This window comes from Nocardia wallacei (assembly GCF_014466955.1).
Classification (GTDB): domain Bacteria; phylum Actinomycetota; class Actinomycetes; order Mycobacteriales; family Mycobacteriaceae; genus Nocardia; species Nocardia wallacei.
Map to the genome: position 1 here is coordinate 1,836,889 of NZ_AP023396.1, position 12,772 is coordinate 1,849,660.

Sequence of the window (12,772 nt, forward strand, 5' to 3'; positions counted from 1 at the left end):
AAGCCGCGCATCACCACCGAATGAAGTCGGAATTCTCGGTGTCGCTGCCGGCGTCGTCCTTCGGTCGTTGTGTGACCAGCGGCGGATCGAACGCTAGCGCGGTGAGTCGCGGTGCGAACCGTGCCCGCACATCGGGTCGTGGATGTGGTGTGTAGAGGGCGGGAAGGAACTCGTCGACCGGCACGATGGCCTCGGTGAGTTCGGTGGACAGTGCGGTACGCAGGCCACTGCGAGTGAGCAGATAGGCGTAGCTGCAGTGGCTGTAGCCGGGGTGGACGATCCCGGGAACCGGCGTAGGGGTGTCCGGCCGGAGCAGGTCGCGCCCGAGGTACAGCATGTCGAATGCGATATCGACTTCGTCGATCAGGTTCAGGGTCTGGAGAAGGCGTGGTGCGAATTCCGGTGGGAGGGTCGCGTCGTCTTCGAGGATCAGAGTGTACGGGGCTGCGCTGTGCTTCTCGGCGTGGTTCCAGCATGCGAGATGAGCGAGAGTGCAGCCTATTTCGCCGTATTTGAGCGGTCGATTCCACCACGGGTTGTCGGAGTCGATTTGCCAGTCGAACAGCTTGATTCCAAGCGCCTGGAGGTCGCTGGTGGCGAGTTGCCGGCCGTCGATGACCACGTCGAGGTCCGAGGTGTAGGTGACCGTCATTGCCGAAGGTAGCCGGGCGCTGATCCATGCTCGGCGGTCTTTCCGCCGTGGCAGATTCACGACATAGGTGGCGATGTCGTCCAGATTCGTCACGCCGTTTGCCCGGGGGAGCAGCGGTGATGGCAGGTGAAGCGTTTGGTGTTGTCGATCACGACTCCCCAGTTCGCGCCGTGGGGGCGGGACATGAGCAGCAGGGGCTCCATGACGGTGAGGTCGGCGACGTCGGTGATGCCGCCGACGCGACGGGCTTCGGTGACCACGACGAAGTCATCCTGACCGACGTGGTCGGAGAGGTATTCGACATTGGTGGGTCCTCGTCGTGGATCGAGTAGTGCGCGGGCCGCGCCGAGGACCCCGAGGGTGAGGCACCCGCCCAGCAGTAGCGCGGTGGTTCCCTGCACGGTGAGCCGGGTGAGCACGGCGAGGTCTTCGATCAGCTCGCCACCGGGTGTCCACCGTGGAGCCATACAGAGGTTGTCCAGTTCGGGTACGACGAGCGGGTCGTCCTCACCGAGCGGATTCGCATCAAAGTAGAAGGGTAACTGAGGGAGGAACTCCCGGTATTTGGCGTTCCACGGTGGGCCGCCGATCACCACGAGAACCTCGACCTGGGTATCGAAGTACTCCGAGGGCGCGAAGTCGCGCACAACCGCGGTGGGAGCGAGTTGCGCCAGTTGGGTGCGGACGAAGATCAATGTGTCCAAGTCAGCGAACTTGGCATACCGCAGGTAGTTCCGATCCTGTGGTGACGCATACTCTGGACGTTCGTCCACGGGGATTTCGGAGCAGACAATGTCGACGCCACCGCTAGGACGCAGGCCCCAGAACCGGCGCACAGCATCGTAGGGATCCTGTTTGCTGGCCCGGCCGTGGTGGCTCGGGCTGCGGTCGATGGCCTGCGTCTGTGCCCCGTCAGGAGCCGACGAGATCGTTACCAGGAGATAAGCCAGGGTGTCGAGGGCTTGGTCGGAACGGCGGCGCACGGTCTTGACCGCGCACTTGAGGTGCTGGGCCAGGGACTCTTGCCTGTCGGTGAGCGTCGGGTAACTGTGGTCAGGTCGAACGTTGAAATCCACTTCGGCGTAGACCCGCTCGCTCTCGGTGAGCTGACCGATCGCCTGACGCAGGATTGCGGCGAGATGTTCGATGTGTTCGGCAGAGCCAGGCTCGGTGTCGGAGTCGCGGCACAGATATGCCTGCACAGGTTCGTCGATGATGGTGAGCAGTGCTGTGGGCCGCGCCAATCCGAGTCCGCGGCGCACCCGTCTCAAGCTGTCCTTCACCTGGTCGATAGAGGGCGGCGCCAGCATCTGTCCACCTTATGTCCAGCGAAGGCGAATGCGACATCGGGTTTCCCGAGCGGCCGTACTACCTGTGTCCAGAAAATGTCCACTCCAGTCCAGGGTGTCCAGAAACTCGGGATGCAGCAGGGATAGCACATACAGCGCAGTGGACAGACACTCGAATCGTGGCTGATCGAAAATCTGTTCGGAAGTAGCAGGATTCGTGCACTCCAGCCACCGTCCAGGAGACCGACGGAAGGGAAAAGTCATGTCGGAGCACGCCACCACCACGGCCGAGCGTGGGGAGTACGAAGCCCCCAAGGTGGAGACGAAATCGATGATCAGCCGCCAGTGCGACTGAGATGACAACCCTGGTCGGCCGCGGTGTGGTCGGCCAGGGACCGGCGGCAACAACAAGGGGTGGTCGAATGCTGACCTTGTACGTGGGTGATCTCCACTTTTCGGGATGGTCGATGCGCGGTCGAGTCGCGGTGGCCGAGAAGGGCCTTCCAGTGGCCGAAAGGATCGTGGAGCTGGATTGGCCGATCCGGGAAAGTCCGGACGGGGTGCTGTTCGCCGGCGACGGGACCGACGAACGCGAGGCCGGTATCGGCTGCGCGTGTGATGCCGACGAACTCGCGGAAGCCGATGTCGAAGGCATTCTGGAGGACTCCGCGATGTCGCTGCTGCCTCGGGTCCCGATTCTGGCCGACACCGAGACCGGAGCCGTTGCCGGAGATGTGGTCTCGATCGCCGAATACCTCGATGAAATCGCACCGGACTCCGGTCCCAGCCTCATGGGCACCACGCGACGCCAACGGGCCTTGGTCCGCTCTATCTCCGCCTGGGCGAGTCACGACCTGCCGTACCTGCGCGAGGGCGCGTCCTACGCACGCTCGCTCCGTACCGCCCCCGGCATTCCTGGGCCCGGCGCGGTGGAGCAGGCACGGTGGCTGTGCGATGTAGTGTCCGGATTGTTGCGCCGTTCGGGCGGTCCGTTCCTCGTCGGAGACTTCGGGCTCGCGGATGTGATGGTGTCGACCTACTTCCAGCAGCTCCGCGGCTGGCATATCGGCATCGACGACCCCACCGTGCGCGACTACGCGGGTCGACTGCTGGAACGACCGTCGGTCGCTGACCACATCGACCAGGCCCGCGCGATCTACCGGGCCATCGACGAAGCCCCGACCGGGTCGCCGCAGTGGATCCTGCGCCACTACCGCTATCACCCGGGCAAGCAATTGCTGCACGACTGGCAACGCGACCGCTGCGAACAACTGGTCAACACCACCGCCGCGGAGGCAGTACAGCTGGCCTATCAGGGTCTCGACCTCGAGCAGATCACGCAGACGCTCGCCCAAACCTATGAGGTGCCGCCGGAGCGCGTTGCCGACGACGTCACCACGTTGTTCGCGCGGCTATCACCCGCCTGACCGCTCGACGCGAGGAGCATCGCTATGCCCGCCACCCTGTCCCGGGCCCTGACCCAGCAGCTGAGATACCGTGCCGACCTCGGCCTGCTGTTCGACCCACACACCGGCACCTTCCATCGACTCCGCAACGCGGTCGCCGAATCGATGGTGTCCCTGATGTTCTCCGGCGCCGATGACGACACCGTCATCGGCGATATCGCGCAGCGCTACAACGCCGCCCCCTCACGCGTCGCCGCCGACGCCGCCGACCTGGTCGCCACCCTGACCTCCCCGCAGCCAGCAGCCGTCCAGGACGACGGCCGCGGATCGTTGCTGGGCGTCGACAAGCGGTTCGACACGAAGCTGGACTTCCCGCTGCGGCTGGAAATCGAGCTCACCGCCGTATGCAACTGGGCGTGCGGATTCTGCTACAACGTGTGGAAGATCGACCCGGACATGAGCGACGCCGAGGTCCGGCGCGCGGTAAAAGCATTGCCGGAAAAGCATATTCCGACCGAGCTGGCATGCTCGATCCTCGACGAATGCGCAGACCGGGGCTGTTTCGTCATCCGCTACAGCGGCGGTGAGACACTGCTGCACCCCGATGCGATGGAGATCTTCGAACACGGTGGACGCCGCGGCCTGTACCAGGTGGTGTTCACCAACGGCCACTTCCTCACCGCCGAACGGGCGAAGCGGCTGGCAGCAGCGAACGTGCGCTGTGTCCTCGTCTCGATCCACGGCGACCGCGACACCCACAACGAACTGACCGGCCATCCCCGCGCCTATGACCGCGCGATCGACGCGATGCGACTGCTGATCGACGCCGGCATCACCGTGGTCGCGGAGATGACACTGGTCAAAAGCAACATCGACGGTGCGCTGGACGTCATCCGCGATGTGCATGCGCTCGGGGTGCGCGAGTTCGGCGTCATGCGCTACGTCCCGACCGGCCGCCACGACGACCGCTACGGCATTCCGGTGTCGGTCACCATGCCGCTGATCACCCGCATCGACCACCTCCTTGCCACCGAATGCCCCGGGATGACGGTGGCGTGGCCCTGCGCGCAGAAGGTGTGCACCTCCGATACCGACACCCCGTTACGGTCCGACGACCCAACCCTCGGATTGCGGCTGTCGCAGATATCCGGGCACTGCGAATCGGGAATGGTGTGGGGCAGCGTCTCCTACGACGGCCGATTGCGGAACTGTCCGCACTCCAACGTCTACTTCGGTTCCCTGCACACCGAACCCCTCGCCGGAGCATGGCCCGCCTTGACCGACGCCGTGCACGCAGCGGTCGCCACCAGGCCAACCTGCACCGGTTGCGCAGTCGCCGACGCCTGCCGCGGCGGCTGCCACCTGCCCAGCTTCTTCGCTCCAGCGACCGGAGTAGCGCTCGGAATGCCCGCTCTCGCCACCGATAGGATTTCCGGATGACCACGGCAACTGCCCACAACGACAACCCCTCCGTCCCCGTATCGATGCAGGAAGCGATCCTTCGTCTGCAGGCGTACTGGTCGCAGCGAGGTTGCCTGCTGGGTCAGCCGTTCAACACCGAGGTCGGTGCCGGCACGATGAACCCCGCCACGCTGCTGAGTGTGCTGGGTCCGGAAATCTGGAACGTCGCCTACGTCGAACCATCCGTACGTCCCGACGACTCTCGATACGGTAAGAACCCGAACCGCTTGCAGACCCACACCCAGTTCCAGGTGATACTCAAACCTGAACCGGGTGATCCGCAGGAGTTGTACCTGGGTTCGCTGGCCGCGCTCGGTATCGACCTCGATGCCCACGATGTGCGGTTCGTGGAGGACAACTGGGCTCAGCCGGCGATCGGGGCGTGGGGTCTGGGCTGGGAAGTCTGGCTCGACGGTATGGAGATCACCCAGTTCACCTACTTCCAACAGGTCGCGGGACAGAACCTCGACCCGATCCCGGTCGAGATCACCTACGGCCTCGAGCGGATCCTGATGGCGATCCAGGGCGTCACACACTTCGAGCACATCGCCTACGCGCCCGGCGTCAGCTACGGCGAAGTGTTCGGCCAGTCTGAGTACGAGATGTCGCGCTACTACCTCGACGACGCCGACATCGACACCACCCGTGGCCTGCTCGCCGCGTACTCGGCCGAAGCCGACCGGATGATCACCACCCGGCTGCCGGTCCCTGCGCATGTACATGTCCTGAAATCCAGCCACGCATTCAACATTCTGGATTCGCGCGGTGCGGTGAGTACAGCCGAGCGCGCGAAGTGGTTCGCGGTGATGCGCAAGCAATCCCGCGAGATCGCCGCCCTGTGGACCGACTTACGTGCGGAGGCCGGGTATCCGCGCGGAGTACACGCCCCGCCGCCGCTGGCCACTTCTCCCGTCGATCCCGCCACGATCACTTCAGCACCCGGATCGGTGCTGCTGTTCGAGATCGGCACCGAGGAACTACCGCCGCATGTCGTGACCGCGAGCATTTCCAGCGTGCGCGCCACACTCATCGAACTCCTTGATTCCACTGCCCTGCCGCATGGTGAGATCACCGTGCAGGCGACCCCACGCCGGATCGGCGTGCGAGTCGAGGGCATCGCCGATAGGGAACCCGACAGCGTGAACGTGCGCCGGGGCCCGAAGGTCGCCGCAGCCTACGATGCCGACGGTAAATCCACTCCGGCTCTCGCCGGTTTCCTTCGTGCGCAGGGTGTTTCGGCCGATGATCTGCAACGGATCGAAGTCGGCGGTGCCGAGCACGTCGCGGTCGAGAGCACTCGCGCCGGCCGTTCGGCGGCAGTGGTACTCACCGATGTCCTGTCCCGGCTCACCCTGTCGTTGCGGGCGGACAAGAACATGCGCTGGCGTGATCCGGAATTGAGTTTCTCCCGCCCTATCCGATGGCTCACCGCGCTACTCGGCGACCAGATCCTCCCGATCACCGCCGGCACATTGGTAGCGGGCCGCAGCACCCGAGGCCACCGCCAGTCCGCTACACCGACGTTCGATCTCCCTGCCGCCGACCACTATCTCCCAGTACTCGAGGCCGCGGGAATCGTCGTCGACCCGGTCGAGCGCCGCGCACGCGTCGTGTCCTCGGCCGCCGCTCTGGCTGAGGCCGCGAACGGCCGGATCGACGTCGACGGCGACGCCGACCTGATCGATGAGATCACCAACCTCGTCGAATCCCCGACCGGTATCCTGGGCCATTTCGACCCGAAATACCTCGACCTGCCAGAACAAATCCTCATCACTGTGATGCGCAAGCATCAGCGTTACCTCCCGGTCCGCTCCGGCGCGGGTGACCTGCTGCCGGTCTTCGTGACGATGGCCAACGGCGACTGCGACGCCGACGTCGTCCGCGGCGGCAACGAAAACGTGCTCCGCGCCCGCTTCGAGGATGCCGCGTTCTTCTGGAATGTCGACCTGACCATCGCCCCTGACCAGTTCCGGGCCCGGCTCGGGGCACTCATGTTCCACGAGAAGGTCGGCACCATGGCTGACCGCGCCGACCGCATTGCCACAGCGGCCTCCATACTTGGCACCCGCAGTGGCCTCCCTGCTGCTGACGCGGCCACCTTGACCCGCGCTGGTGCCCTCGCGAAGTTCGACCTCGCCACCCAAATGGTGATCGAAATGACCTCCCTCGCCGGCACTATGGCGCGCGAATACGCGACCAAGTCCCGCGAATCCGAACCAGTGGCCACGGCACTGTGGGAAATGGAGCTGCCCCGCTCGTCCGGAGACGACCTCCCCACCACCACACCCGGCGCGCTCCTTGCATTGGCAGACCGCTTCGACCTCCTGGTCGCGATGCTCGCCGTCGGCGCCAAACTCACCGGCAACGCCGACCCCTACGGCCTGCGCCGCGCGGCAGCCGGAATCCTGGCAATCCTGCGCGACCACCCCGAACTCGCCGACGTCACCATCCCAATCGGCCTCAGGACCGCCGCCGACCAACTCCGCGGCCAGGGCCTCACCATCGACCCCGCGGTCCTGTCCACTGCTGAGGAACTGATCACCACCCGCTACGAGCAGCGACTCCGCGACGAAGCAGTCGGTCCAGGACTCATCGCCGCAGTCCGTCCCTCCGCCGAGGCCCCGCATCGCGCGGACATGTTGATCGACCAGATCAGCGAAGCCAGCGAGGACAACCGATTCGCCGACCTTGTGGAAGGACTGCAACGGATCATGCGGATCCTGCCTCCCGCCGCGCCCACCACCTACGACCCCGCTAGGCTCATCGGCCCCGCCGAGCAGCAGCTCCTGACCGTGATGGGTTCGGTGCCTGTTGCCGATGGCAAGCCGTTGACCGAATGGATCCCCCACGGCCACACCCTGATCGAGCCACTGACCACGTTTTTCGACGATGTCCTGGTCATGGCCGACGACCCCGCCGACCGCACCGCACGGCTGGGTCTACTGGCCGCGATCCTGGCGAAAGCTCCAGCCGGAATCGACTGGCGAGAAGTCCACCAAATGCTGCAGAAGCGGGATGGATGACACTCGTCGACCCGGCACCGCGCAGGCGGCTGGAGCCATGGCGGATCGCGACGTCATTGTCAGACGGTCAGAGCTTCCGTCATGAGTTACCGCTGCCGCCGCGCGGGCCGCCGCCGTCAATTCGTGTTCGGCAGGAAATCGAATTCGCCGTCGCGGGCTCCGGCAACGAAGGCGGTCCATTCGCCATCGTCGAAGCGGAGCCTGATCGCGCCATCCGCAGTCTGGACGAGGGTGTCCGCTCCGTCCTTGCGGACATTGACGATGCCGTTGGCGCTGCGCGAGCCGCTGCGCGATTCGTCGATAAACGCGGTCCATGCGTGGAGATCGAAGGTGATCGTGCCGTGCGAGGGGTGCTTGCTGTGCCGCAGGTAGACGCGACTATCGCGGGGGGCGACGTCCACGCAGTTCTCACCGGCCCCGCTGTGGCTGGATGTCCGCCAGCCGGCGGAGGGGGCGACCTCGACGCAGTTCTCGCCGTTGCTGCTGTAGCTGGATGTCCGCCATTCGAGGCGGGTGCCGGTGTTCACCGTCACTCCTTGTCTGTCAGGGTGCTGATTCGGGCTCTGATGACTTCAGCGGAGTCGGACTCCGACAGCGCTGCCTCACAGAGCCGGTCAGCTGCCATTTTATACAACTGCACCTGGTCCTGTTCCTGCATGTACAGGGCGCCAGCCGGGTATTCGACATATCCGATCGATTGGGCATTGTCGAAGTTCAGCAGCATGAAGTCGCCGTCGAGTCCGTCGTGGACGGTGACGCTGAGCGGCATGATGTGCAGCTCGACGTTGTCGAGTTCCTGCAGTTCGAGTAGGCGCTCGAGTTGCGGCCGCATCACCGTAGAACCGCCGACCAGGCGATCGAGTACGACTTCCTCCAGGACGGCGCGATACCGCAGCGGGTTGTTTGCTGCGGTGAGGCGTTGTCGTGCCATCCGCGCCTCCACAACCTGAGGTGCATCGATCGGCGGAACTCTCAGGTTCCCCTGAAGAAGCGCCATTGCGTACTCGGGTGTCTGGAGCTGTCCTGGGAGCAGTGTCTGTTCGTAGGTGAATACCGAGGTCGCGAGCCCTTCGAGTCCGACGAAGGTGCGGAACCAGTTCGGGAAGGCGTCGCCGAACGGCGCCCACCAGATTGTCTGGTCGGCCTGGGACGCGAGCGCGGCGAGGCGTGTGATGTGGACGTCGTCGGCGCCATAGAGCTTGAGTAGGTGAGTTACCTCGTCAGGTTGTTGCTGATTACGGCCCGATTCGAGGTAGTTGATCTTTGTCTGGGTGCAGCCGAGGTGTTCGCTGGCCTGGCGCTGTGACATGCGGGCTCGTTCCCGAGCGTCGCGTAACTCCCGGCCGATGAGGAACCGCAGGGCATTCGGATCTGACCGGTCCCATCCTGGCGTCGTCATCGCGGCCTCCATTCATCGATCGTGCGTTAGCACCCTATCCCGCCTCTCAGGGTGGATCGCCCCATCCCTTGCGGCTGGTATATATACCAGCTACATTACTCTCAATGTCGTGGCATGAGTAACACATCAATACCGCGCACTCAGCGAGTGTTCGAGTGATCTCAGGAGTGATCAGCCATGCAACTTGTAACTGGAGCCGATACTGACCGGCTGTCCGCGTGGTATGTCGGGCAACAGTCGTGGACGTTGCCGTGGATGCAGGGCAGGACGGTGGACACCCTGGCCGCGAATGCGGCTGTTCATGCGGGTGAGGCACTACAGGCTGCGCCTCCACCCGGCGATCCCCGCTGGAGAGATATCCGCTTCGGTGCTGACGCGCTGGGGCTGACCGTCCATGAACTCGCGGTTGTACTGGGTGTCACCTGCACCATTCCTGATCTCCCACCGCGTCGTGCGCGGATCTGGCTACCGGGCGAGCGGAGGTGAGCGCGGGTGTTGTCGAACGCGGACCGAGAACCGTCGTTGATGTACGGGTACCTGCGCAAGGAACTGCTCGGTGACCACCAGAGCGATGTCGAACATCGACTGCGGGATCTGGCTGGGCTGAACGGGTTCAATATCGCGGCCCTCTTCTGCGAGACGGGCGCGGGGACCGGTGCGTTGTGGCAGTTGATGCGGGCCATCGAATCGACCGGTGCCCGCGATGTCGCCGTTCCGTCCGAAGCGCATTTGACTGCGGGCCGTAGTCAGCAGCGGACGAAGTTCCTCCACGATCTCGATGCCGTCGACGGCTTGCGTGTGTGGTGTTTGGACCTGAGCAACCGGTCGGTTGTGCTGAGCGGATTTCGCCGCAGCGTCGTCCTGCCGCGTGAGCGCACGTTGGCTCGACTCCTGCTGCGGACCGGTTCGGTGACTGTAGTGGAGGAGGCCCGCATGGACATCCTCAATACCCTGTCGAGAGCCAGGCTGCGGCACATGGTCGACGACGTCGAACACTTCGTGCTATCTGCTCTGTCCGACTTCATACCCGCAGACAGCGGCGGCAATCCGCCGATCTTCGCCGATCTCACAGCCACGCTGCCGAATCTGACCGAGTCGATCGTTCTGACGGTGTGGCTGTTGCTTCGGGGCCCGGCGTTGGAGGTGCAGGTTCTTCGGTCGCCGATGCTTTCTCTCGAACCGATCGGTCCCGACGTACTTGGCCCGGCAGCGGCTGGCCGACGCTCGCTACGCGGGGGCGCCCGAATCTCTTGGATCCGGCTGCCGATCGAGCCTGGTCAGTCACCGCTGGCGGCGGGGCGAGCATCATGAGGCGGGCATTGGGGATCGTCCGTCGCGATATCGCGGGGGTGGCGGCCGAAACGGTGGCTGCGGGGATCAGGGCGCTGGCGCGCGTGCACCGCATCCAGCTGGACGAGATCGTGTTTCGCGACTCCAGCGAAGGCTTGGTCCGGCTGCTCGCGAATCTGCCCGACTCGGTCGATTTGGTGATGATTCCGTCGGAAGCCCACTTGGGCGCGTGGATTCCCGCCGCCCGGCGCACAGCTGAGGTGTGGTCGGTCGATCGGGGCGTGTGCTGGCCCCAGGGTGAAGGCAGGACGCGGTTGATATCGCGCCCCGATCGCCTGCGGGAGATCCGATGACATCTCTCGCGGGCCACACGGAGTATCCGCTATCGGTCGACTTGGTCCGCCTCGTTCGCGAGGCCGGTTGCGACACATCGGAATCCGGTGTCGTCGTCGAGCATCGAATGCGCGGCGTCGTTGAATGCCGACGGTTCGCCTCGGTCGAAGGGGCTGGTGAAGGCACTGCCTTTGAGTTCGTACCGGCCGCTGGTGGTTTCGGTGGCGGTCCATTCCCAGGTGTTGTCGACGAGGTCGTATACACCGAATGGACTGACACCGCTGGCGTAGGTCGCGACAGGGGTTGTCGTGCCAGGGCCGGAACCGCGAATATTGCATTTGGCTGGGGTCGGTTGGTTTCCCCAGGGCCAGACGTTGCCGCGGGTACCTCGAGCAGCTTTCTCCCACTGCTGGCTGGTCGGCAGGGACTTCTGGGCCCATCGGGCATAGGTGGCGGCGTCGTCCCGGCTCACCCAGACCACCGGGTGATCGGCGATCTCACGGGCCGGAGCCGGACCGCCCCAGTGGTGGGGTGCGGAATACCCTTGGGCCGCCACAAATCTCGCGTAATCCGCGTTGGTGGTCGGGAAGACATCGATCCAGTACCCAGCCACCCATACGGGTTGGTCCTGTGGCCCCGCGAGGTAGATCCCTTCGGGAATCCAGGTCATGAGCTTGCCGTCAGCGGGATGGCGGGTGTCGGTGCGTTGCTCAGGTACGTCGGTATCGCGGGCGTCGCTGAGGACGGCCGGGGATATCGCTTCGACGAACCGGGTCAGTTCGTCGCTGCCCAGCCGCGCCAGGATGGTGTCGAGTGCTGCTTGGTTGACCGGGCGGGGGCGGATGTTCTTGCCGCCGGCCTCCCAGCGGGAGATCAGCCGAGGATTGACGCCGATGTGTGCGGCGAATTCGGTGATACTCATTCGCCGTGCGTCTCGCAGTGCGCGCGCTTCGGCGCCGGTCCAGCTGCGGACCACGATGCCCATCGCCTGTGTGCTCCCTTCCCCGAGCGGTGGGTTCCGAGCCTAGTCACAATAGTGGCGCAAAGCAGGTCAGATGCGTTGCGGGGGAATGGATTCGTACTCTGTCCGGAGCCTGGCGATCATCTCATGGTCGACGGGCAGGTCGACGTTGTCGATGCGGGCGATGGCGCGAACGCCGACCGCTGCGTTGGTCGCGACCGCGCCGTCGACATGCGGCAGTTCGGCCAGCGTGATGGGTTTGACGACGACGTCCTCATCGAGGGTCTGGCTGAGCAGGCGCATCGTGATGCCGGGAAGTACCTCGGCCTGCGGCCAGATCAGCTGGCCATCGGAGATCACACCGATATTGGAGGTCGCGATCTCGGTGATGGTCCCATCGGCCAGGGTGAACAGGACGTCATCAGCGCCATCGCGTTGCGCGAGGCGACGCTGGTAGAGACTGCCGAACAACCCGACATGCTTGGTTTTGGGCAGGTCGCGGGTGTAGACGGCCGACCGCAAAGTCAGCGGGGCCTGCGGGACGGCGGGAGCCTCCCGCGAGGTGACGAGGATCTGCGGGTCGGCGTCGGCTCCAGGTTTGCCGAGCCCGAGGTGCGGGTCGAACACAGTGACGCGAACAACCACCGGAGACGCCGTGTCCGGCAGCGCGTGACGGATGAGTTCGCGTACCCGGTCGGGGTCGAGCTCGGTGTCGAACACGGTGCGGCAGTCGCGGATGAGTCGGTCCATGTGCTGGCTGAGTCCGCGAACAGCGTGGTTCTCGACCCGCATGGACGTGAAGTGCCCGTACCCGACCAAACCCAATGCAGCGAGATCGGACTCGGTGATCGGCGACCCGTTGAGTTCCATGGGGCCAGTCTGTCATCGACCGGCCTGCCTGGAAGCAGCGCTGGGTGCTCAACGTCAGCGAAACGTCAGTGCAACGCCGTGAAGCGAC

The 12,772-nt window shown here is 64.8% G+C and carries 11 protein-coding genes; 5 read left to right on the forward strand and 6 right to left on the reverse strand.

Annotated features, from left to right (window positions below; all coding sequences use genetic code 11):
- Window positions 1-10: 10 nt before the first annotated feature.
- Both NWFMUON74_RS08510 and NWFMUON74_RS08515 read right to left on the reverse strand, forming a co-directional pair.
- Window positions 11-745 (reverse strand): glycosyltransferase family 25 protein, encoded by a 735-nt coding sequence (locus NWFMUON74_RS08510; protein WP_043737899.1) that lies wholly within the window; start codon window positions 743-745, stop codon window positions 11-13.
- Window positions 742-1,962, reverse strand: a complete 1,221-nt coding sequence (locus NWFMUON74_RS08515) for a hypothetical protein (RefSeq protein WP_082393300.1) — start codon at window positions 1,960-1,962, stop codon at window positions 742-744. Before NWFMUON74_RS08515 ends, NWFMUON74_RS08510 begins: the two co-directional genes overlap by 4 nt.
- 401 nt (window positions 1,963-2,363) lie before the next feature.
- On the opposite strand from NWFMUON74_RS08515, the gene NWFMUON74_RS08520 reads away from it, so the two are divergent.
- The 3 genes from NWFMUON74_RS08520 to NWFMUON74_RS08530 are packed head-to-tail and all read left to right on the forward strand — an operon-like array spanning window position 2,364 to window position 7,831.
- On the forward strand, window positions 2,364-3,368 hold the full coding sequence (locus NWFMUON74_RS08520) for a PqqD family peptide modification chaperone (RefSeq protein ID WP_043737901.1): 1,005 nt from the start codon (window positions 2,364-2,366) through the stop codon (window positions 3,366-3,368).
- A gap of 24 nt (window positions 3,369-3,392) precedes the next feature.
- A complete protein-coding gene (locus tag NWFMUON74_RS08525) occupies window positions 3,393-4,787 on the forward strand; it encodes a radical SAM protein (RefSeq protein WP_051047388.1) in 1,395 nt (464 codons plus the stop codon).
- Window positions 4,784-7,831, forward strand: a complete 3,048-nt coding sequence (locus NWFMUON74_RS08530; protein WP_051047389.1) for a glycine--tRNA ligase — start codon at window positions 4,784-4,786, stop codon at window positions 7,829-7,831. Before NWFMUON74_RS08525 ends, NWFMUON74_RS08530 begins: the two co-directional genes overlap by 4 nt.
- 116 nt (window positions 7,832-7,947) lie before the next feature.
- Here NWFMUON74_RS08530 and NWFMUON74_RS08535 read toward each other — a convergent pair whose 3' ends face one another.
- Together NWFMUON74_RS08535 and NWFMUON74_RS08540 are read right to left on the reverse strand one after the other, a co-directional pair.
- Window positions 7,948-8,358: a DUF397 domain-containing protein gene (locus NWFMUON74_RS08535; RefSeq protein ID WP_051047393.1), complete on the reverse strand. Its 411-nt coding sequence runs from the start codon at window positions 8,356-8,358 to the stop codon at window positions 7,948-7,950.
- A gap of 2 nt (window positions 8,359-8,360) precedes the next feature.
- Window positions 8,361-9,242, reverse strand: a complete 882-nt coding sequence (locus tag NWFMUON74_RS08540) for a helix-turn-helix domain-containing protein (protein ID WP_197986986.1) — start codon at window positions 9,240-9,242, stop codon at window positions 8,361-8,363.
- 480 nt (window positions 9,243-9,722) lie between these two features.
- Between NWFMUON74_RS08540 and NWFMUON74_RS08545 the strand changes: the two genes are divergently transcribed.
- Window positions 9,723-10,541: a hypothetical protein gene (locus NWFMUON74_RS08545; protein ID WP_147265986.1), complete on the forward strand. Its 819-nt coding sequence runs from the start codon at window positions 9,723-9,725 to the stop codon at window positions 10,539-10,541.
- Window positions 10,538-10,873, forward strand: coding sequence for a hypothetical protein (locus NWFMUON74_RS08550; RefSeq protein WP_157112997.1), 336 nt, complete (start codon window positions 10,538-10,540; stop codon window positions 10,871-10,873). Before NWFMUON74_RS08545 ends, NWFMUON74_RS08550 begins: the two co-directional genes overlap by 4 nt.
- A gap of 29 nt (window positions 10,874-10,902) precedes the next feature.
- On the opposite strand, the gene NWFMUON74_RS08555 is transcribed toward NWFMUON74_RS08550, so the two are convergent.
- Entirely contained in the window at window positions 10,903-11,838 is a 936-nt protein-coding gene (locus NWFMUON74_RS08555) for an SUMF1/EgtB/PvdO family nonheme iron enzyme (protein ID WP_082393299.1), read from the reverse strand.
- A 66-nt stretch (window positions 11,839-11,904) separates the two neighbouring features.
- Window positions 11,905-12,684: an aminotransferase class IV family protein gene (locus tag NWFMUON74_RS08560; protein ID WP_043737908.1), complete on the reverse strand. Its 780-nt coding sequence runs from the start codon at window positions 12,682-12,684 to the stop codon at window positions 11,905-11,907.
- Between the last annotated feature and the right edge of the window lie 88 nt (window positions 12,685-12,772).

What these genes read in the sequence shown, in the direction of transcription:
- NWFMUON74_RS08515 (WP_082393300.1), bottom strand. Translation starts at nt 1,962, where the DNA reads ATGCTGGCGCCGCCCTCTATCGACCAGGTGAAGGACAGCTTGAGACGG.
- NWFMUON74_RS08540 (WP_197986986.1), bottom strand. Translation starts at nt 9,242, where the DNA reads ATGGAGGCCGCGATGACGACGCCAGGATGGGACCGGTCAGATCCGAAT.
- NWFMUON74_RS08550 (WP_157112997.1), top strand. Translation starts at nt 10,538, where the DNA reads ATGAGGCGGGCATTGGGGATCGTCCGTCGCGATATCGCGGGGGTGGCG.
- NWFMUON74_RS08520 (WP_043737901.1), top strand. Translation starts at nt 2,364, where the DNA reads ATGCTGACCTTGTACGTGGGTGATCTCCACTTTTCGGGATGGTCGATG.
- NWFMUON74_RS08525 (WP_051047388.1), top strand. Translation starts at nt 3,393, where the DNA reads ATGCCCGCCACCCTGTCCCGGGCCCTGACCCAGCAGCTGAGATACCGT.
- NWFMUON74_RS08560 (WP_043737908.1), bottom strand. Translation starts at nt 12,684, where the DNA reads ATGGAACTCAACGGGTCGCCGATCACCGAGTCCGATCTCGCTGCATTG.
- NWFMUON74_RS08530 (WP_051047389.1), top strand. Translation starts at nt 4,784, where the DNA reads ATGACCACGGCAACTGCCCACAACGACAACCCCTCCGTCCCCGTATCG.
- NWFMUON74_RS08555 (WP_082393299.1), bottom strand. Translation starts at nt 11,838, where the DNA reads ATGGGCATCGTGGTCCGCAGCTGGACCGGCGCCGAAGCGCGCGCACTG.